Annotated in this window: 16 protein-coding genes; 5 read left to right on the top strand and 11 right to left on the bottom strand. The window is 59.6% G+C overall.

What is annotated here, in order from left to right; genetic code table 11:
• Window positions 1–29: 29 nt before the first annotated feature.
• Entirely contained in the window at window positions 30–728 is a 699-nt protein-coding gene (araD, locus tag ASF13_RS16080) for an L-ribulose-5-phosphate 4-epimerase (RefSeq protein ID WP_056238293.1), read from the top strand.
• 109 nt (window positions 729–837) lie between these two features.
• The gene (locus ASF13_RS16075; RefSeq protein ID WP_056238289.1) at window positions 838–1707 is read left to right on the top strand and encodes a crotonase/enoyl-CoA hydratase family protein; all 870 of its coding nucleotides are present in this window, start codon (window positions 838–840) and stop codon (window positions 1705–1707) included.
• A gap of 15 nt (window positions 1708–1722) precedes the next feature.
• Here the strand turns inward: ASF13_RS16075 and pdeR are convergent, their stop codons facing one another.
• The 3 genes from pdeR to ASF13_RS16060 form a co-directional block, all read right to left on the bottom strand.
• The gene (pdeR, locus tag ASF13_RS16070; RefSeq protein WP_056238286.1) at window positions 1723–3708 is read right to left on the bottom strand and encodes a cyclic di-GMP phosphodiesterase; all 1986 of its coding nucleotides are present in this window, start codon (window positions 3706–3708) and stop codon (window positions 1723–1725) included.
• 650 nt (window positions 3709–4358) lie between these two features.
• A complete protein-coding gene (locus ASF13_RS16065; protein WP_056238284.1) occupies window positions 4359–6296 on the bottom strand; it encodes an exoribonuclease II in 1938 nt (645 codons plus the stop codon).
• A 95-nt stretch (window positions 6297–6391) separates the two neighbouring features.
• Window positions 6392–8698 carry an FdhF/YdeP family oxidoreductase gene (locus tag ASF13_RS16060; protein ID WP_056238281.1) on the bottom strand — a complete coding sequence of 769 codons (2307 nt, stop codon included), beginning with the start codon at window positions 8696–8698 and terminating at the stop codon, window positions 6392–6394.
• 236 nt (window positions 8699–8934) lie between these two features.
• Here ASF13_RS16060 and ASF13_RS16055 point away from each other — a divergent pair, with 236 nt between their 5' ends.
• Window positions 8935–10527, top strand: coding sequence for a PTS transporter subunit EIIC (locus tag ASF13_RS16055; RefSeq protein WP_056238278.1), 1593 nt, complete (start codon window positions 8935–8937; stop codon window positions 10525–10527).
• A gap of 123 nt (window positions 10528–10650) precedes the next feature.
• Here the strand turns inward: ASF13_RS16055 and ASF13_RS16050 are convergent, their stop codons facing one another.
• Window positions 10651–10830 carry a hypothetical protein gene (locus ASF13_RS16050; protein WP_056238274.1) on the bottom strand — a complete coding sequence of 60 codons (180 nt, stop codon included), beginning with the start codon at window positions 10828–10830 and terminating at the stop codon, window positions 10651–10653.
• Window positions 10831–10978: 148 nt separating this feature from the next.
• On the opposite strand from ASF13_RS16050, the gene ASF13_RS16045 reads away from it, so the two are divergent.
• Window positions 10979–11869 (top strand): LysR family transcriptional regulator, encoded by an 891-nt coding sequence (locus ASF13_RS16045; RefSeq protein WP_056238271.1) that lies wholly within the window; start codon window positions 10979–10981, stop codon window positions 11867–11869.
• A gap of 74 nt (window positions 11870–11943) precedes the next feature.
• Here ASF13_RS16045 and ASF13_RS25015 read toward each other — a convergent pair whose 3' ends face one another.
• Entirely contained in the window at window positions 11944–12162 is a 219-nt protein-coding gene (locus tag ASF13_RS25015; RefSeq protein ID WP_146005478.1) for a hypothetical protein, read from the bottom strand.
• A 924-nt stretch (window positions 12163–13086) separates the two neighbouring features.
• Here ASF13_RS25015 and ASF13_RS25200 point away from each other — a divergent pair.
• Window positions 13087–13215: a hypothetical protein gene (locus tag ASF13_RS25200; RefSeq protein WP_255354459.1), complete on the top strand. Its 129-nt coding sequence runs from the start codon at window positions 13087–13089 to the stop codon at window positions 13213–13215.
• A gap of 6 nt (window positions 13216–13221) precedes the next feature.
• Here the strand turns inward: ASF13_RS25200 and ASF13_RS16035 are convergent, their stop codons facing one another.
• From ASF13_RS16035 to sapA, 6 genes are all read right to left on the bottom strand, one after another.
• The gene (locus ASF13_RS16035) at window positions 13222–14367 is read right to left on the bottom strand and encodes a hypothetical protein (RefSeq protein ID WP_056238264.1); all 1146 of its coding nucleotides are present in this window, start codon (window positions 14365–14367) and stop codon (window positions 13222–13224) included.
• A gap of 244 nt (window positions 14368–14611) precedes the next feature.
• Window positions 14612–15418, bottom strand: a complete 807-nt coding sequence (sapF, locus tag ASF13_RS16030; protein ID WP_056238263.1) for a putrescine export ABC transporter ATP-binding protein SapF — start codon at window positions 15416–15418, stop codon at window positions 14612–14614.
• A complete protein-coding gene (sapD, locus tag ASF13_RS16025; protein ID WP_056238259.1) occupies window positions 15415–16410 on the bottom strand; it encodes a putrescine export ABC transporter ATP-binding protein SapD in 996 nt (331 codons plus the stop codon). The genes sapF and sapD overlap by 4 nt, the downstream gene beginning before the upstream one ends.
• A complete protein-coding gene (sapC, locus tag ASF13_RS16020; protein WP_056238256.1) occupies window positions 16410–17300 on the bottom strand; it encodes a putrescine export ABC transporter permease SapC in 891 nt (296 codons plus the stop codon). The genes sapD and sapC overlap by 1 nt, the downstream gene beginning before the upstream one ends.
• Window positions 17287–18252 (bottom strand): putrescine export ABC transporter permease SapB, encoded by a 966-nt coding sequence (sapB, locus tag ASF13_RS16015; RefSeq protein WP_056238254.1) that lies wholly within the window; start codon window positions 18250–18252, stop codon window positions 17287–17289. Before sapB ends, sapC begins: the two co-directional genes overlap by 14 nt.
• The gene (gene sapA, locus ASF13_RS16010; RefSeq protein WP_056238251.1) at window positions 18249–19883 is read right to left on the bottom strand and encodes an ABC transporter substrate-binding protein SapA; all 1635 of its coding nucleotides are present in this window, start codon (window positions 19881–19883) and stop codon (window positions 18249–18251) included. The genes sapB and sapA overlap by 4 nt, the downstream gene beginning before the upstream one ends.
• Window positions 19884–19910 lie beyond the last annotated feature (27 nt).

Genomic DNA, 19910 nt, shown 5'->3' with positions numbered 1-19910 from the left:
TATTCCGACATGCATCGGGAGACGAGATTATGCTGGAACAACTGAAACAGCAGGTACTGGCGGCCAACCTGGCGCTGCCGCGCTATGGCCTGGTGACCTTTACCTGGGGCAACGTCAGCGCCATCGATCGTGAGCAGGGGCTGGTGGTGATTAAACCGTCCGGGGTAAGCTACGAAGAGATGCAGGCCGACGATATGGTGGTGGTCAGCCTCAGCAGTGGCGAGGTGGTCGAAGGCAGCAAACGGCCGTCGTCCGACACCGACACCCATCGCGCGCTCTATCTTGCCTGGCCGCAGATAGGGGGAATTGTCCACACCCACTCACGCCATGCCACCATCTGGGCCCAGGCCGGCTGCGATCTCCCCGCCTGGGGCACCACCCACGCCGATGACTTTTACGGCGCGATCCCCTGCACGCGCGCGATGCACGCCGACGAAATTAGCGACCGCTACGAATGGCACACCGGCCAGGTGATTATTGAAACGCTGCAGCAGCGCGAGATCGATCCGCTGGCGGTACCGGCGGTACTGGTCAATTCGCACGGGCCGTTCGCCTGGGGGCGCAGCGCGGAAGAAGCAGTGCACAGCGCCGTCGTGCTGGAAGAGGTAGCCTATATGGGCATTTTCAGCCGTCAGCTAACCCCGGAGCTGCCGCCGCTGGATCAGGCGCTGCTGGACAAACACTGGTTGCGTAAGCACGGCGCCCAGGCATATTACGGGCAAAAATAGTCTGACGATAAAAATTTTTATCCGTTATATCAGGCACCTGTTCTGGCTTTACTCACTCTCTATTAGGCTGGTTAAGCGATTATCGCGCCAACTAACAGAGGATGAAACTATGACCGTTATTAATCAGGCTACCTGCCGTCTGTTCAATGAAGTCGGCTCTACCACCCAGCTGTCGGCTTACTATGAAGAAGAGCGGCGCACCCTGTGGATGTTATTGCGTGCCCAGCCGCGCCCGAGCTTCAATCATCAGCTGATTGAAGAGATCATGAACCTCAGCTATGCCGCCCAGCGCAGCGGGCTGGAGATTGATTTCTGGGTTACCGGCTCGCTGGTACCGACCATGTTTAACGCGGGCGGCGACCTGCGCTTCTTTGTCGAGTCGATCAAAAATGGCCGGCGGGAAGCCCTGCGTGCCTATGCCCGCGCCTGTGTGGACTGCATCCACGCCGCTGCGCGCGGTTTCGACTGCGGGGCGGTGAGCATTGCGATGATTGAGGGCAGCGCGCTGGGCGGCGGCTTTGAAGCCGCGCTGGCGCACCACTTTATCCTCGCGCAGAACACCGCCCGCATGGGCTTCCCGGAGATCGCCTTTAACCTGTTCCCGGGCATGGGCGGCTATTCACTGGTGGCACGGCGTTCCGGCATGAAGCTGGCCGAAGAGCTGATCTGTGAAGGGGAGTCGCACACCGCGGAGTGGTTTGAAACCCGCGGGCTGGTGGATCGTCTGTTCCAGCCGGGTGACGGCTATCGCTGCACGCGCACCTTTATCGATACGCTGCGGCCGAAGCTGAACGGCGTGCGCGCCATGCTGCGCGCGCGTCAGCGGGTGCTACAGCTGAGCCGGGGTGAGCTGATGGATATTACGGAAGACTGGGTGGATGCGGCATTTCAGCTGGAGCCGAAGGATATCGCCTATATGGAACGGCTGGTGACGTTGCAGAATCGACACAGCCAGCAGGCGTTACGCCACGCTGGCTGAGTCGCCGTGCGCTAGTTAATCCTTAGCGGCACGTTGTTTAAGCCAGTGCTCGAGCTCCCCGGCGGGCATTGGCTTTGCATACAGATACCCCTGGCGCAGGTCAACGCCGCTGGCGATGGCAAACGCCTCCTCCTCCGGGGTTTCCACCCCTTCGGCAATCACCTGCAGATCCAGCGCGCGCGCCACCGCTACAATCGCCCGCACCAGCGACTGCGAGACTTTTTGCGAATCCACCCCGCGGATAAAGCTCTGGTCGAGCTTAATCGCGTCAATCGGCACCCGTGCCAGCTGCGACAGCGACGAATAGCCGGTGCCAAAATCATCCAGATGCACCGCCGCCCCCAGTTTCTGGAACTGCTGCATCAGGTCCAGCGCCTGTTGCTCATTCTCAATCAGGCAGCTCTCGGTCAGCTCGATATCAATCGGGCAGCCGACAATCCCCGCCTCGTTGAGCGCATGCTTCAAATCGGAATAGATGCTCTGGTCGATCAGCTGACGCGGCGACACGTTCACCGCCACCCGTAGGTCAATCCCCATCGCACGCCAGCGTTTAATCTGCTCCAGCACCGACAGCATTACCCAGCGGCCAAGCGGCACGATCAGCCCGGACTCCTCGGCGTAGGAGATAAAGCTGTCCGGTCGCACCAGTCCACGTTCCGGCGACATCCAGCGCACCAGCGCCTCAACGCTGGTCACGCTGTTGTCGGCGTTGAGCTTCGGCTGATAGTGGATCACCAGCTGGCTCAGCTCCAGCGCTTTGCGCAGGTTGGTGTCCAGCCAGATATACTCAAACACCCGCTGGTTCATCTCGGAGCAGAACATGCTGAAGCGGCCGCGTCCGCCCTCTTTGGCGGTATACATCGCGGTATCGGCATTGCGGATCAGGCTGTCGCGATCCTCACCGTGCTGCGGGGCGAAGGCGATGCCGATCGAGCAGCCGGAGTAGACCTCGATCAGGCCAATGCGGAACGGCTGCTTCAGGCGGTCGAGAATGCGTGACGCCAGCGCCTCCAGCGCCAGCTGGCTGGTCTGCTCCGCCAGGATAATAAACTCATCGCCGCCGAGGCGGGCGAGGGTCTGCTGTTCTTCAAGACAACTAAGGATCGCCAGCGACACCGCCTGCAGCAGCCGGTCGCCAAACATATGGCCGTAGGCGTCGTTCACCTTCTTGAAGTTGTCGAGATCGAGATACACCACCCCGACCTGGCCATTAACACGTTTTTCCAGCGCGGCGCTGATATCCTGGTTGATCGAGTTGCGGTTCGGCAGGCCGGTCACCGTGTCCGTATTGGCCATCACCCGCAGCCGTTCCTGAGCACGGCGCTCTTCGGTAATATCGGTGCCGGAGCAGATCAGGAAGATTTCGTTTTTGCCGCTGCCGCTGTGGACAAATTTATTGCGGAACAGGAACAGGCGCTGGCCTTTTTTGGTTTTGACCCAGCGCTCTACCTCATACGAGCTGCCTTCACGAAAAAAGTGCGCCACGTTGCGGCGCGAGGCGATCGCTTCTTCGCGGGTCATAAACAGTTTGAACACGTTGCGCCCGATCACCTCCTGCTCCTTCAGACCGGTGTACTCTTCGCTCAGACGGTTAAAACGCTGGATATGCCCGTGCTGATCGAGGATGACGATCACCGAGTTGGCTTCGGATACCACCTGCTCGGCAAAGGAGAGGCCGTGCACCAGGTCACGCGCGACCGATGAGGTATCGCCCCAGGCAGACGCCGAACCGGCCCACGCCGACTGGCTGACCTTGCGGCCAACCAGGTGCAGCGACAGGTCGTTGCCGTAGATCGCCAGGCTGAGGTTAACGCTGGAGGTGATCACCGTCATCGCGCGCAGCATGCTGGCCTGACCGGGGCTCAGCGCCACGGCGATACTGGTGACGCCGCCTTCATCTTTGGCAAACTGCAGGGCATCGCTGTCAGAAGTTAAACGCCAATGAGGGCTGTGGGTGCCAAACCAGGCATACATCAGCGACTGCCCCTGTTCATCGGTCATTCAGATTCTCCTTCGTGCTAGGTAGCAACGGATATCATACTGGTTTAACGACATTATTCTGCCGAAAGCGGCTGCGTCCGTTGCCGCCATACTCAATTTTATACTGAAATAAAACTTTCCGATCGCGACAACGATCGGGAGGGAGATCGCGCGGATAAGGCACCGGATCAATCATTAAGGAAGGTCGCCACGGGGTGTGTCTGAATTCAGTTAACTGAAAATACCGTTAGTGTTCTTTTTATTCAATAGGTTAACAAGAATATTTCATCAGCATGCCGCTGGCCCGACTCATCAGAACCTATTAGCCTTATTCACTCCAGGCTTTCTGTCGAGGGGGCAGGGAACAGCAATTATTTTATGTCGGGGTGGCCGGACGCCAGCGGCCAGCGTGGTGCTGGTCCGATAACAGCACTGTTAACATCGGAATAGCTTAATAGTTTATGACAGTTATCTGCAATTTTTCTCGCGCTGCGCGCAACCGACAATGGCTAAAGGTGCATCGGTCAGGGTCGCAGGTTCGGGCCGCGTACTAAGAAGGAGGGAATGAATCCGGGAGAGCAGAGCAGGATGACACGGCAGCAGAAGTGGATGACAACATCACGGCATGAAAGGCAGCGGGCCAGCCAGAGCCGGCCCGCTGCTAAACGTCATCAGGCAGCCGGGCGGGCCACGATGCTGCGGGTCTCCATACGCACTTCGGCGATGGTGACCTCAATCAGGTCGGTAACGCGGTAGGCGACTTCACCTTTCACCATCACCGTACCGTTTTCGTTGCTGCACACCAGCTCATCACGCACCGCGTGAATGAACGGCGCCGGGATAAAGGCCACCGCGCCGTTATCCTGCAGGCGCACGCGCATGCCACCGCGTGAAACGTCGATCACTTCGGCGCTGAAACGCTGGTCGCTGCCGGCCGCATTCTGCAGGAAGCGCGAGTAGAGCCAGTCGCCCACGTCACGCTCGGCCATGCGGTTCTGGCGGCGGCGCTCAGCCATCTTCACCGTCAGCTCGTCGGCAGGTTTTTCCGCCGGCTCGCCTTTGATTATGGCTTTCAACAGACGATGGTTGACCATATCGCCATACTTACGGATCGGTGAGGTCCAGGTGGCGTACGCGTCCAGACCAAGGCCAAAGTGCGGACCCGGCGTGGTGCTGACTTCGGCAAACGACTGGAAACGACGGATGCGGCTGTCGAGGAACTGGGTCGGATGGGTGTCCAGCTCGCGGCGCAGTACGCGGAAGCCTTCCAGCGTGGCGATCGCCTGCGGGTCAGCGGTGACGCCGTGGTTGGCCAGCACGGCGGCGGCCTGTTCGGCGTTCAGCGCGTCAAAGCCGAGGTGAACGTTGTAGATGCCGAAGCCCAGCTTGTCGCGCAGCACGCTGGCGGCGCAGACGTTGGCAAGGATCATCGACTCTTCCACGATGCGGTTGGCGATGCGGCGGTGCTCGGCAATGATGTCCAGCACTTCGCCTTTTTCGCCCAGCAGGAAGCGGAAGTCAGGGCGGTCCTTGAACACCAGCGCGTGGGTCTGGCGCCATTCGCAGCGTGCCAGGCACACCTTATGCAGCAGGCGGATCTGCTGCGCGATGGCTTCTGATTCCGGCTGCCAGTCGCCGCTGTTCTCCAGCCAGTCTGAGACGTTGTCATAGGCCAGTTTGGCTTTCGATTCGATCCAGGCGGCGAAGAAGTGTGGTTCACCCTGCGGCGTACCGTCGGCGGCCAGCGTCACGCGGCAGGCCAGCACCGGGCGGCGCACGTTCGGGCGCAGCGAGCAGATGTCGTCAGACAGCTGGCGCGGCAGCATCGGGATATTGAAGCCCGGCAGATAGTTGGTAAAGGCGCGTCCGGCGGCGATCGCATCCAGCTTGCTGCCCACCGGCACATAGGCGGTCGGGTCGGCAATGGCGATGGTCAGCAGCAGGTTGCCTTCTGCCGTTTCTTCCACATACAGCGCATCGTCCATATCTTCGGTGCTGGCGCTGTCGATGGTTACGAAGTCCAGGCCGGTAAGGTCTTCGCGCGGCAGGCCCTCGTCAAGCATCTCTTCCGGGGTAGCGACGTCCGGAGCTTCACGCTCCAGCGTATGGCGTGACAGTGTCACCCACCACGGTGCCAGGTGATCGTCACCGGTGGTGATAAATTCGGTCAGTTCAGCGTAGAAGGTGCGGTCGCCCTTCAGCGGATGGCGGCGCATCTCGGCCACCGCCCAGTCACCGGTCTGGAAGTCATGCTTCACGTCACGCTCGGCGCGGCACTGGATGGCATCTTTCAGCAGCGGATGATCGGGAACGATCGACAGGCGGTCATCTTTCTTCTGCACCCGGCCAACAAAGCGCGTCAGGAACGGCTCAATCAGCGTTTCCGGATCGGCAACTTCACGATCCTTATCGGTCTGCAGCACCGCGGAGACGCGGTCACCGTGCATGACTTTTTTCATAAACGGCGGCGGAATAAAGTAGCTTTTCTGTGCGTCGACTTCCAGGAAGCCAAAGCCTTTCTCAGTGCCTTTTACCACACCCTCAACACGCGGCGTCTGGGAGTGGAGTTTCTCTTTGAGCTGCGCGAGCAGCGGGTTATCCTGGAACATAATCTCAACAGTTTTCGTGGCCTAAGTGCGGCAGACAGTTTTACGCGATTAACCGCGCAGCGGCAAGTAAAAAGCCGGGAAATCCCGGCTTTACGTCAGGCGATGCGCAGCCCCGGCACCTGCGGCGACAAGCTGATTTTCACCGGCACCGACTTAGAGGTTGGCGTACCGCTACCGTCGCCAAAGCTTGAGAGCGGCACCAGCGGATTGGTTTCCGGATAATAGGCGGCGAGGTTGCCGCGCGGGATGGCGTAAGGCACCAGCTTAAAGCCGCTGACTTTACGGGTAATGCCGTCATTCCACAGCGTTTCAATATCCACCAGGTCGCCTGCGGCCAGCCCCTGGCGCTGCATATCTTCCGCGTTGATAAACAGCACCTCGCGCTGGCCATACACGCCGCGGTAACGGTCATCAAGTCCATAGATAGTGGTATTGTACTGATCGTGGGAGCGTAACGTCTGCAGCGTATAAGGCACCGCCTCGGCCAGCGGCGGGAACAGCGAGTCGGGCAGGGCGGCGGCGCTAAACTGCGCCTTCTCATGCAGGGTATTAAAGCGCAGTTCGGCGGCGGCGTTGCCAAGGTAGAAGCCGCCCTTCAGATCGCATTTGGCGTTAAAGTCGCTGAAGCCGGGAATGGTCGCCGCAATATGTTCACGGATCCTGCCATAATCATCGGCCAGCCCCTGCCAGTCGACCTTCGCACTGCCCAGCACCGCGTTGGCGATACCAGCGACGATCCAGGTTTCCGAGCGCTGGGTGTCGGCGATCGGTTTACCCACCCCTTCCGAGGCGTGCACCATGCTGAACGAGTCCTCGACGGTAATAAACTGCGGGCCGCTGGCCTGCAGATCCTGCTCGGTACGGCCAAGGGTCGGCAGGATCAGCGCGTCCACCGCGCCGGGGCACAGGTGGCTGCGGTTCAGCTTGGTACTGATCTGCACCGTTAAACCGCAGCGCTTCAGCGCCTGCTCGGTACGCGGACTGTCCGGCGCGGCTGCCGCCAGATTGCCGCCGAGGGCGATCAGCACCTTAATCTCATCGCGCAGCATCGCTTCCAGCGCTTCAACGGTGTTGTGGCCGGGTTCGCGCGGCGGCTCAAAGTCAAAATGGCTGCCGAGGCTGTCAAGGAATGCCTTTGAGGGCTTCTCATCGATGCCCATGGTACGGTTGCCCTGCACGTTGCTGTGGCCGCGCACCGGGCACAGGCCGGCACCTTTTTTGCCCAGCTGACCAAACAGCAGCTGCAGGTTAACGATTTCGCGGACCGTATCTACCGAATGCTTATGCTGGGTGATGCCCATCGCCCAGGTACAGATCACCCGTTCGGCGTTCTGGTAGAGGGTGGCCGCTTCGCGGATCTGCTGCTCGCTCAGGCCGGACTGGCTCACAATATGCGACCACGGAGTGGCATCAACGGTGGCCAGGTATGCCTCCACGCCCTCGGTATTGGCGCTGATAAAGGCCTGGTCAAACAGGCCGCTTTCCCCTGCGGCGAGGCGGGCGCGATGGGTCTCTGCCAGCACCTTGACCATGCCGCGCACCGCGGCCATATCACCGCCGAGGTTGGGCTGATAGTAGCTGGAGCTGATCTGGCCGGCCATGCTGGTGACCACTTCCAGCGGCTTCTGCGGGTCGGCAAAGCGCTCAAGGCCGCGTTCGCGCAGGGTATTGAAGGTGACGATGCTCGCGCCGTTGTCGGCGGCGTGGCGCAGGCTGTGCAGCATACGCGGGTGGTTGGTGCCCGGGTTCTGTCCGAAAACGAAGATCGCACTGGCGTGGTCAAAATCATCCAGACGAATGGTGCCCTTACCGACGCCGATGCTGCGCTTCAGACCGGTGCCGCTGGCCTCATGGCACATGTTCGAACAGTCGGGGAAGTTATTGCTGCCGTTCAGGCGACCAAACAGCTGATAGAGCCAGGAGGCTTCGTTACTGGCGCGGCCGGAAGTGTACAGCTCCATCTGATGGGGATTATCCATCGCGTGGACATGGCGGGCGATCAGCGCGAAGGCGTTATCCCAACTGATGGGCTCGTAATGGTCGGTTTCACGGTTGTAGCGCAGCGGTTCGGTCAGACGCCCCTGGTACTCAAGAAAATAGTCACTCTGCTGAGAGAGCTGGCTGACGCTGTAACGGGCGAAGAACTCTGCACCGATATGGCGGCGGGTTGCTTCCCAGGTCACCGCCTTGGCGCCGTTTTCGCAGAAGCTGAAGGTGCTTTTATTGTCATCGCCCCAGGCACAGCCCGGGCAGTCAAAACCTTTGGCTTTGTTCATGCGCATCAGGTTACGCATGTTCTTGATCACCTGCTTACTGTCAAAGACAAAACGGGTGGTGGCTTCCAGTGAACCCCAGCCGCCGGCTGCGGCCTGATAGGGTTTAATCGCTTCTTTAAATTTCATGATGGCAGGCTTTTGTTGAATAGTTGTTATGAAGTTATGGTTTGTTTGCATGAATTTTGCGAGCCGGTAACCGGCTTGTCTAATTGATTAGGGCGATGAAGCGATAGCTGATGTTTATCGTCATAGGCTAAAAATGTGATGCTCCTCAAAAAATGGCTGCCGTTTAGCCGCCGGAAACGCGCCAGAAGCGCCACCCGGGCTAATACTTAACGCTCAACGTCAGCGCAGGGGGCCAGATGAAACAGTTCGCCAGTAACGTTCATGCCTTTGGAAAAGCACTTATGATGCCGATTTCGGTGATCGCCGCCGCCGGTATCTTTCTTGGTGTGGCCGCCGCGCTACAAAACCCGGCCATTACCGGCGAAGCCTTTGCTGGCCTGCCGCTGCCGCAGCTGATTATTGGCTTTATTCGCAAGGTGGCTGGCGCACTGTTTGCCAATCTGCCACTGTTCTTCGCCGTGGCCAGTGCCATTGGTCTGGCAAAGGCGGAAAAGCCCACCGCCGCTTTTGCTGCGGCGATTGGTTTTATCGTTATGCACGTCGGCGTAAGCGCCACTCTGGCAGCACAGGGGCTGACCGCAGCCACCACCACCCCGGCGGCGCTGCAGCAGCAGCAGGGGATGGAGCAAACTGCCGCAATGATGCAGGCGGCGGAATATATCCAGATGCTTGGTATCTTTACCTATAACATGAGTGTGCTGGGTGGGGTGATAGCTGGCTTGCTGACCGTGGCCATTCACAACCATTGCTACACCGTGCAGTTGCCAACGGCGATCGCCTTCTTCGGCGGGCGTCGCTTTGTACCGATCGTTACCGTGCTGGTGCTGCCGCTGGCCGGCGTTCTGCTGGCGCTGATCTGGCCGACCATCGGCAACGGCATTGCCTGGGTCGGCGAACTGATTGGCAAAAGCGGCCAGTATGGTGCCTTTCTTTATGGCAGCAGCGAGCGGCTGCTGATCCCCACCGGCCTGCATCATATCCTCAATGAAACCGTGCGCTTTACCCCTATTGGTGGTGTGGCCACGGTAGACGGACAAACGCTGGTCGGCGCACTGAATATCTTCAATGCCTCGCTGACCCACCCGGGCAGCGTGCCGGATGACACGGTGCGTGAGGCCACACGTTTTCTGGCGCAGGGAAAAATTCCGGTGATGATGTTTGGCCTGCCCGCCGCCGCACTGGCGATTTACCGCTGCGCACGTCCTGCAGAAAAGCAGCGGGTCAAGGCACTCATGCTGGCCGGGGCGCTGACCTCTTTCACCACCGGCATTACCGAACCGCTGGAGTTCTGTTTTATCTTCGTTTCGCCGGTGCTCTACATCCTGCATGCCGTGCTGAGTGGCCTGTCGTTTATGCTGATGTCGCTGATGCACCTGATGATCGGCAACATACAGGGCGGGGCGATCGACCTGGTGGTGTTCGGTATTCTCGGTGGCAGTAAGACCGCCTGGTGGTGGAGCATTGTTCTGGGGCTGGTCTACCTGCCGGTCTATTACTACAGCTTTACCTTTATCATCAGGCGTATGCGGGTAGAGACACCGGGGCGAGAGTCAGCGGATCAGGAGCCGGCGGCAACGGTGTCAGCCGACGAGCGGATTAAAACCATTATCAGCGGGCTGGGCGGTGCGGAGAACATTAGTGACGTGGACTGCTGCTTCACCCGGCTACGGGTTAGGGTAAACGATATGCAGCAGGTGGCTGATGAAACGCTGATGACAACCGGGGCCAACGGCGTCAGGCATGTCAGTGAGCACGATGTGCAGGTGATTTATGGCCCACAGGTGGAGAAAATTGCGGCGGAGGTGAAGGCGGCGCTGGGGATCGGCTGATCCATTACACCGCCTGTCGGTAGAGGTCTTTACGCTATCGGCTATCGACGGTTATCGAACGCGACTCACAGACAGTTCACTGAGTGCGCCGGTCTGTGGGGCCTGCGCCGACTGGTCTGGCGATCAGCAAACGCCGAAATCGCCGTCTTCGTGGTAAAGATTAACGCTATCCACCGCGACATCGAACGGTTTTTTTTCTGCGTCGCCGGCGCGCGCGCAGCTAAGCGTGTCGCCGTGAACGGCCAGCACCACCATTTTCGGGCCGCCGGTTTTGCCTTGAACGAAATCACCCGCTTTAAACATGTCTCTCTCCTTAAAAAACCGATAAAATGTTGGTTAACTATAGCAACGTATTTATCCGTCCCGCAAAATTGTCGTCAGCTGGCGATAACTTCGCCCACCAGCCTTTAAAGTCCGTAAGCCCGATGAATTATTCAGGAAGCCCGACGCATTGGACATCAAGCAATTAACCTACCTTGTCAATCTTGAGCGCGAGCGCCACTTTGGCCGCGCCGCCGAGGCCAGCTTTGTCAGCCAGCCTACGCTCTCCATGCGCCTGAAAAATCTGGAGCGCGAGCTGGGGCTGTCGCTGATTAACCGCAGCAACAACTTTGACGGATTTACGCCGGAGGGGGAGCGGGTGCTGGCCTGGGCGCGTGAGATGGTTTCCGTCTATCAGGGGCTGAAGCTGGAGGTGGAATCACTGAAGCACGGCGTCAGCGGCACGCTGCGCATTGGCGTGGTGCCGCAGTGCAGCATTTCGCTGCCGGAACTGCTGAAGGCGGTCAGCGGCCGCTACCCGCAGCTGGATTATCGCGTGGCGGTGCTCAGCGCCGATCAGCTGCTTGAGGCGCTGAACAGCCACACCGTAGATGCAGGCATCGGTTTCTTCGAGCTGGCGACGTTACGTGAACTGCATTTTCAGGCGGAGCGGGTGGCGGATAAGGGCGTAGAGTTGCTGTACCACCCACAGCAGTTTCCACAGCTGATGGGGAACGAGCCGCTGACGCTGGGTGAACTGGCTGGTGTACCGCTGTGCCTGGCCGAACCTACGCGCTATTTCCGCCGCTATCTTGATGGACACTTCCGCGAGGCCGGTGTAACGCCAAGGGTGGTACTGGAAACCACCTCGGTGTTTCAGCTGTTGCAGGCAACCCAGGTCGGGTTGGGCTGCCTGCTCTCTCCGGTGGGGCAATTGCTGCCAGGTATGACCGGAGAACTGCAGCGCCGGGTTATAAACGTACCGCCGATGTCACGGCAGGCCGCCATTGTTATTGCTGAACCCGGACGCGCTACGCCGCTGGCGCAGCACTTTTTTGATGCGGTGCGGGTGGCAGCTTAATCCGATTTAATACTCATCGTGTCGCCGATATCGCGGCAGTCCGCAATCGGGATACCCCTGGTATCAATAACGCTTTACTGAAAATCTATTTTCAGAATACCGGAACCCTGATAGTCTCCTGTTTTAACCAGACCCTGACTTTTCAAAGTGGAGGAGAGGTTGAAACTTATTTTCTTTTGATTATTTATGGTGACACCCGTTTTACCATCGCTGCCATCAATCTTAAGTGAGGATATCAATCCCTGGTCGAGTGAAATATCACTGCTGGTACCCAGGCCATTAAGGGCGGTCACCTTAACCGTTGAAGGCCGGTTACAGCTGATGTTAACCGGCAGTGAACTGACGTTGCCATTGAGCGCATTGGCGACCAGTTGATTATGCTGAAGCAGATAGCTGCCTTGATCCAGTGTGCATCTGGCGGTCAGGGGAGGAAGAAGGCCCGTGGCGTTTTTCAGGATGTCAGTATCTTCGTCTGATAAGAACTCGACGTGAAGATTATATCTGGATTCGCCTTTGAAGTTTATTTTACTAAACGTTTTTCCGGTTATTTTTTAGCTATTTCGTAGGGGAATAACGAATTCAGGAATGTACCCTTTATCTTCTCTTTACCAATAACGCCTAAAGTGTCCTCCCGGAGGTTGATGTAACAGCCACCGTAACAGTTCCTTATGGGCATTTGCCTGGGATTTGTAGCGGAAGTTATTTTTATGTTGTAGGTGTCGTCACTGTTCGCTGTTATTTGTAAACTTACATTGTATTCTGATGTCAAATCTGTGCTGTTAGCAGTATAGCTGGCTAACAGCATGCCCAGTATAAAAACACTAAAAAGAAATTTAGATTTTTTGTATGCTCGGTAATGCATTGGGATTTTCCACTTTTCAGTCGTTAAAGGGGCTTCAGCTTTGTTTTTTTGACCATCTGAACATATCGTACTGGGATAGCGTATTTTAACGAAAGTCTGACAGGGACGGAATAGATGAACGGTTTTTGAAGTTAACTGTTTTATTTGTGTTTTTTGCGATGTTAAATGAATAAAGTATCTTCATTTTGAAATTAAAACTCGCAGATTTATTATTTGCGATATTATATAAAATCCCGGAGAGATGGGTGCTGTCTTTGATCTGAAAATATCACGCCTGAAGAGGCCGATCTTCCTGCGCTACGCGCGCTGGCCGTAAGATCTGTGGCGTTCGAAGGGAATGAATTGAACGAATCTGTTGATACACCGCGGTAAGGGCTGGCGCGCAGCCCTCAGCAGGCAGGAACCTCTGGTGCTGGTGCTGGTGCTGGTGCTGGTGCTGGTGCTGGTGCTGGTGGTGCGGGCGGCTTATTCTCCGACCCGCTGAAAGTTGTTAATGCGAAGTCAGCGCCCCTAACCCCTGCATCAGCCGGTTGCCCCAGCTGGCTGCCGCCGCGCTTAATACCGCCGCTAACACCAGATCATCGCTTAATCCGGCGTCGCGCAGCGGCTGCAAATGTGCAGCGCTGAAGCGCTCCGGGGAACGTGTTAGCTGGGCGGCCAGGTTAATCACCGCCTGTTCAACCGGTGTGGCTAAGTGCAGCGCCCGATCCACGCCTTCGGCCAGCGCATCGCGCAACGCGCCTTCAGGGTAGCGGTAAAAGCAGCCGGCGCTGCCGTTGATGCGTGAGGCCACGGCTGCCGCCAACCGTGTTTCTGCCGTTTGCTGTGACGCCGCCAGCGCCGCCAGCAGCGCGCTCCAGCCGGAAAGCACCCTGCCGTCATGTGCAAACAGCCAGCAGGCGGCCTCCGGCAGCCCCAGCGGCACGCTGCTGTTAATGGCCACCAGCTGATCCGCCGCCGCATAGCGTGGCTCCAGCGGCGGCAGGGCAGGCTGCCAGTCGCCGGGTTGCAGGCAGGACGCATCGGCATCTGGCGGCACGGCAACGCCCGGGATCCAGCGCACCGGCAGCGCCATGAATGCATGAATGCCAGCCACCACCCGCGCCTGCCAGCAGACAAAGCCGATAATCTGGTTGAAGGTAACGATATCCGGCGCGGTCAGCCCCGCGTCGTCCAGCCGCTGCAGCGCGGCGACATCGATCAGCGTCGGCTGCCCGGCCAGCTGGCGGGCATACTCGGTGATCTGTGTCAGACGGCGGTTGCTTTCGCGTGAGGAGTCCGGGCCCGGCAGTGGGTTCAGCCGCGCCGCATAGTGGTTGCACAAACGCTGCACACCGGCAACCTGCGCCACGGTCAGCGCGGTACATAACCGGTCATAGAGGGTGAGCGTATGGGTCAGGCTGGTGTTCAGCTGGTCGGGGAACAGCAGCGGGTAAAGATCCCGTGAGGCGTGCATCACCGGTTCTGCCCGTTGCAGAAGGGTATGCAGTTCGCCGTTCGCCTGCTGCCCAAGACCAAGCAGAAAACGGTCTTCAACGTTGGCAGCTTCAGGCACCAGCGGCGCGCGCTGTGTGGGCAGGCTGGTCTGGGTTTCATGATACCACTGGCTGTTGCCGGGAAGGCGGCGTTGTTCCATGATCAGTCCTTGTTGAGTTAACTGACCCGCTGCCGTGGTGGTGAAGGGCACGACGCGGCGGCGGGTCTGAATGGCTTCAGTATCCTGACCTAAGCCGGCTGGCGAACGAAATAATGATCGGTGCTAACAAATAGCGGATAGCTATAAGGCAGACGCATGCAGGCAGACAGAAGGACGGAAAGTGGGGAAGGCGAGGCACAGGCGGTACAGTAAGTCGGGCAGCCAGCGGCGACCGCCCGTCAGATCAGCGGTCTTTACGCCAGGCGTCAGCGGTTAACGCTTCACCAAAGTGGCTGGAGATCAGGCGTTTGGTTTGTTCGTGCATCGGGCAGGCCAGCACATCGGCGGTGCTGCCGCGCTCCACCACCTCCCCCTGATGCATCACCAGCAGCTGGTCGCTGATATGCTTCATCATCCCCAGATGCTGGGTAACGTAGATATAGGCGATGCCGTGTTTCTGCTGCAGCTCAAGCATCAGGTTAATCAGCTGTGAGCGCATCGACATATCCAGCGACGCCAGCGCCTCATCGGCCACGATCACCTGCGGCTGCAGGATCAGCGCACGCGCCAGGCCAACGCGTTGCTGCTGACCCGGTGCCAGCATATGCGGATAATAGGCGGCGTGGTCGCGCAGCAGCCCGACCTGGCGCAGGGTGGCGATAATGCGTTTCTCCCGCGCGTCGGCGTCCAGCTCGGTGTTCAGCCGCAGGGGTAAGTCAAGGATCTGACTGATGCGCTGACGCGGGTTCAGCGAGGTGGACGGGTCCTGAAAAATCATGCGGATGCGCTGGCTGCGATAGCCATAGTCGCCGAACTCCAGCGGGTGCCCGTCGATCAGGATCTGTCCGGTGCTCGGGGCGACCATGCCGCTGAGCATCTTCGCCAGCGTCGACTTACCGGAGCCGTTTTCGCCGATAATCGCCAGCGTTTGCCGCTCGCGCAGCGTAAAGCTGACCGCCTTCACCGCCTCAACGTGCTGACGATGGAACAGGCCGGTGCGGTAGCGCCAGGTTTTACTCAGCCCGCGCACTTCCAGCAGCGTTTCACTCATGGCTGGCTCTCCATATTCAGCGGGAAGTGGCAGGCAAACAGGTGGGCCTTCGGCCCGCTGAGCCGCGGCGTGGCGATGCAGGTTTTCTGCGCATAGGGGCAGCGCGGCCCCAGCCGGCAGCCGATCGGCAGGTGTTCCAGCGACGGGATCGCGCCCGGCAGGGTATTCAGGCGGCTTTTGTGCGGCAGCGCGCGGCCAAAGTCAGGCATGGCACGGATCAGCGCCTGGGTATAAGGGTGATGCGGCGCGGCGATCAGCGCGTCGCTGGCCGCCGACTCCACCGTCTGCCCGCAGTACATCACGTTGATGCGGTCGGCCCACTGGCTGAGCATCTGCAGGTCGTGGCTGATCAGCAAAATGGTGGTGTTGTTATTCTGATTAAGCCGCGTCAGCAGGCGGAAAATCTGCGCCTGAGTGGTCGGCTCCATGGCGTTAGTGGGCTCGTCGGCGATCAGCAGGCGCGGCTGGTTGGCCAGCGCAATGGCGATCATCACCTTCTGGCACTCCCCCTCGGTGATCTCATAAGGGTAGCTGCGCATGATGTCTTTATGATCTTTAATGCCCACCCGGTGCAGCAGCTCGATGGCGCGGCGGTGACGCCAGCGGAAGCGCTGATACCAGCGGCCTTTCCAGGTCCAGCCGGGAATGGCCTGCTTAATCTGGGTGCCGACGCGTTCTGACGGATCGAGGCACGACTGTGGTTCCTGAAAAATCATCGAAATATTGTGACCAATGATCTTACGCCGCTCGCGCGGCGACAGGTGCAGCAGGTCGATATCGTCAAAGCGCATGCGGTCCGCCGTTACCCGCCAGTTGTCTTTGGTCACGCCGCAGATCGCCTTGGCAATCAGGCTTTTCCCTGAACCTGACTCGCCGACCAGGCCGCGGATCTCGCCTTCCGTCAGGGTGATGCTGACGCGGTCCACCGCCTTCACCGGGCCGTCAGCGGTCATAAACTCAATGGTCAGATTACGAATGTCCAGTAGCGGCATTACTCCACCCCCGCAACGATGGCGCGGCGGATGCCGTCACCCAGCAGATTAACGATCAGCACGCTCAGCATAATCGCCGCGCCCGGCAGCATCACCGTCCACGGGGCCACGTAGATCAGCTCCAGCGAATCGCCGAGCATTGCTCCCCACTCCGGCGAGGGCAGCTGCGCGCCGAGATCGAGGAAGCCCAGGGCCGCAATGTCGAGGATTGCCATCGACAGCGCGCGGGTAAATTCGGTGATCAACAGTGCCAGAATATTCGGCAGGATAGCGTGCCAGAGTATATCGAGGCTGCTGGCACCGTCCAGCCGGGCCGCCACCACGTACTCTTTCTCCAGCTCGTCGTGTACCGCACTGTAAATGGCGCGCACCAGCCGAGGCAGCAGCGCGAGGAACACCGCCAGCAGCGCATGCTCCAGACGCGGACCCAGAAACGCCACCACGATAATTGCCAGCAGCAGCGACGGGATCGACAGCAGCGTATCGAGGATATGGTTGAGCACCGCCGAGCGTAAACCTCGGGTCAGCCCGGCCAGCACCCCCAGCAGCATGGCACAGAACGCCGCCGCCAGCGTCACCAGTATCGCCGAACCGACGGTGGGTGCCGCGCCGCTTAACAGCCGGCTCAGCAGGTCGCGGCCGAGATCGTCGGTGCCGAGGAAAAACGACACGTCGCCGTAGTGTGACCACGACGGCGGCAGCAGCTGGAAGCCTAAAAACTGCTGGTCTATATCATAAGGGGCCAGCAGGCCGCCGGCCAGGCACAGCAGCAGCAGCGCGATAAAGGCATAAAAGCCCACCATCGCCGTGGTATCGCGGTAGAACAGCCCCCAGGTGTAACGAAGCGGGCTGGGCTGACGCTGTTCAGAGTAGACGTTATCGCTGGGCATACCACTCCTTATGCTTCAATGGCGTCAGCATGGCACCGAGAATATCGGCCAGCACGTTGACCGCGATCACCAGCGCACCGACCACCATCACGCCGGCGGAGATGGCGGCGTAATCCTGCTGACGGATGGCGCCGATCAGCCAGCGGCCAAGGCCGGGCCAGCTGAACACCATCTCGGTGATCATCGCCAGCGTCAGCATGGTGGAGAACTGCAGCCCGAGGCGCGGGATCACCGGTGGCACCGCGTTATGCAGCACGTGGCGGCGGATAATGGTGAACAGGGACAAACCGCGAGTGGCGGCGGCTTTGACATAGTTCTTCTCCATCACTTCCCGGGTGCTGATGCGCAGCAGGCGGATCACTTCGGTGGTCGGGGCCACCGCCAGCGCGGTGACCGGCAGCACCATATGGGTCAGCGCGCTGAGGATCATCTCATGCCGCCACGGCGAATCACTCAGCCAGGCGTCAATCAGCGCAAAGCCGGTGACGTTCTGCACCGGGTAGAGCAGATCGAAACGGCCGGAGACCGGCAGCCAGCCCAGGTTCAGTGAGAAGAACAGCGTCAGCAGCAGCGCCAGCCAGAACACCGGCACCGAGAAACCGAGCAGCGCCACGGCGCTGATCGCCTTATCCTGCCACTTGTTGCGCATCACCCCGGCGACCATCCCCAGCGGGATGCCGACCAGCATCGCCAGCGCAAAGGCCATAAAGCACAGCTCCAGGGTGGCCGGAAACACCTCACGCAGCTGCTGGTTGATTGACTGGCCGTTAATGCTGGAGACGCCAAAATCGAGCTGCACGATGCCTTTAAACCAGAACAGCCAGGCGTCAAACAGCGACGCGCCCTGCAGTGGGGCGTGCGGGGTAAAATAGCTGAGGCTGAAGCCGACCAGCGTCAGCATAAACAGCGTGACCATGAACAGCACCAGCCGGCGCAGGGTGTAGATAATCATCGTGGGTGCTCCTCTGCGCCGTCGGCTTCACGGTACACGCCGGCAAACGAGGCGTTGCCGAACGGGCTCAGTACCAGTCCTTTGATATCGTAGCGATAGGCCTGCAGGCGCAGCGAGTAGGCCAGCGGCAGCACCGGCAGCTCGCGGGAGAGCAGCGTCTGCGCCTGGTCGTAATATTCAATGCGGTTCGCCAGCTGTTGTGAGAGCAGCGCCTTGTGCAGCAGCTCGTCGAAGCCGGAGTTGCACCAGTGGGCGTAGTTGGTCTGCGAGGCGATCGCCGCGCAGCTGAGCAGCGGGCGGAAGAAGCTGTCCGGGTCGTTACTGTCGGTGGCCCAGCCGGTCAGCGTCAGGTCGTGATTCATCTCCATCAGCCGGGCTTCCTGAAAACGCCCCTCGACCTGTACGATGGTGACCTTAACGCCCACCTGCGCCAGATCGGCCTGCAGCAGTTCGGCGGTTTTCATCGGGCTGGGGTTCCACGCCTGCGAAGCGGAAGGGACCCACAGCGTCAGGTGCAGATCCTCCACCCCCAGTGACTTCAGCGCCTCGCGCGAGGCCTGTGGATTATACGGCGTGACGCGGGCGTCGTTATCGTAGGCCCAGGAGGCGCGCGGCAGGATCGTCGCGGCGGTCTCGGCGGTGCCGTAATAAATTGACTCCATCAACCGTTCATTATTGATCGCCAGCGCCAGCGCCTGGCGCACCTCCGGCCGGTCCAGCGGAGCTTTACGGGTGTTAAACGCCAGATAAGCGATGCTCATACCCGGGCGCAGCGTCAGCCGCAGGCGCGGATCGTCGCGCAGGATCGACAGCTGGCTGGCCGCCGGATAGGCCAGCACGTCACACTCGCCGGTCAGCAGTTTGGACAGGCGCCCGGTGCCGCCGGCACCGAGGTCGACCACCACCTGCTGCATACGCGGCACGCCTTTCCAGTAAGCCGGATTACGCTGCAGGCGGATATACTGCCCGGCGCGATACTCCTCAAGCATAAACGGCCCGGTGCCCACCGGCTGGCGGTCCAGCGTCTCCTGGCGGTCGGTCTGGTCCAGACGCGCGGCGTACTCAGCCGACAGCACCGGCGCATAGTGGGTCGCAAGGTGCCAGAGGAACGAGGCATCCGGGCTGTTCAGGCGAAACTCAACCGTATACTTATCGATTTTTTTCACACTCTGCACCGCGTCGGCGAACTGCAGGCTGTCGAAATAGGGGTAGCTGCCGCCGTTGACGTTATGCCACGGGTGCTGGCGGTTAAACATGCGCCCAAAGCTGAACACCACGTCGTCGGCGTTCATCTTCCGGCTGGGGGTGAACCAGCGGGTTTTCTGGAAGGGCACGTTCTGCCGCAGGTGAAAACGGTAGGTGGCACCGTTGTCCAGCACTTCCCAGCTTGCCGCCAGTTCCGGCACCAGCCGGTAGGTATAGGGGTCAACGTCCAGCAGGCGGTCGTAAAGCTGCGCGGCGAGCGTATCCACCACCAGGCCACTGTTGGCCATCTGCGGGTTAAAGGTATTTATCATGCCGTTAACGCAATAGACAAAGCCGCTCTGACGAATATCGCCGGGCGTTGCGGATCGTGCCGGGGCGCTAAGCACGCTCAGGCAGAGAAGCAGGGTGATGAATAGTGGGCGCATAACTCTTCTGATATTTCAGACAATAAA

Source organism: Erwinia sp. Leaf53, assembly GCF_001422605.1.
Classification (GTDB): domain Bacteria; phylum Pseudomonadota; class Gammaproteobacteria; order Enterobacterales; family Enterobacteriaceae; genus Erwinia.
The sequence above is the reverse complement of the archived record's forward strand: the minus strand, read 5'-3'. Positions and strand labels throughout refer to the sequence as shown.

What these genes read in the sequence shown, in the direction of transcription:
- araD (WP_056238293.1), top strand. Translation starts at nt 30, where the DNA reads ATGCTGGAACAACTGAAACAGCAGGTACTGGCGGCCAACCTGGCGCTG.
- ASF13_RS16075 (WP_056238289.1), top strand. Translation starts at nt 838, where the DNA reads ATGACCGTTATTAATCAGGCTACCTGCCGTCTGTTCAATGAAGTCGGC.
- pdeR (WP_056238286.1), bottom strand. Translation starts at nt 3,708, where the DNA reads ATGACCGATGAACAGGGGCAGTCGCTGATGTATGCCTGGTTTGGCACC.
- ASF13_RS16065 (WP_056238284.1), bottom strand. Translation starts at nt 6,296, where the DNA reads ATGTTCCAGGATAACCCGCTGCTCGCGCAGCTCAAAGAGAAACTCCAC.
- ASF13_RS16060 (WP_056238281.1), bottom strand. Translation starts at nt 8,698, where the DNA reads ATGAAATTTAAAGAAGCGATTAAACCCTATCAGGCCGCAGCCGGCGGC.
- ASF13_RS16055 (WP_056238278.1), top strand. Translation starts at nt 8,935, where the DNA reads ATGAAACAGTTCGCCAGTAACGTTCATGCCTTTGGAAAAGCACTTATG.
- ASF13_RS16050 (WP_056238274.1), bottom strand. Translation starts at nt 10,830, where the DNA reads ATGTTTAAAGCGGGTGATTTCGTTCAAGGCAAAACCGGCGGCCCGAAA.
- ASF13_RS16035 (WP_056238264.1), bottom strand. Translation starts at nt 14,367, where the DNA reads ATGGAACAACGCCGCCTTCCCGGCAACAGCCAGTGGTATCATGAAACC.
- sapF (WP_056238263.1), bottom strand. Translation starts at nt 15,418, where the DNA reads ATGAGTGAAACGCTGCTGGAAGTGCGCGGGCTGAGTAAAACCTGGCGC.
- sapD (WP_056238259.1), bottom strand. Translation starts at nt 16,410, where the DNA reads ATGCCGCTACTGGACATTCGTAATCTGACCATTGAGTTTATGACCGCT.
- sapC (WP_056238256.1), bottom strand. Translation starts at nt 17,300, where the DNA reads ATGCCCAGCGATAACGTCTACTCTGAACAGCGTCAGCCCAGCCCGCTT.
- sapB (WP_056238254.1), bottom strand. Translation starts at nt 18,252, where the DNA reads ATGATTATCTACACCCTGCGCCGGCTGGTGCTGTTCATGGTCACGCTG.
- sapA (WP_056238251.1), bottom strand. Translation starts at nt 19,883, where the DNA reads ATGCGCCCACTATTCATCACCCTGCTTCTCTGCCTGAGCGTGCTTAGC.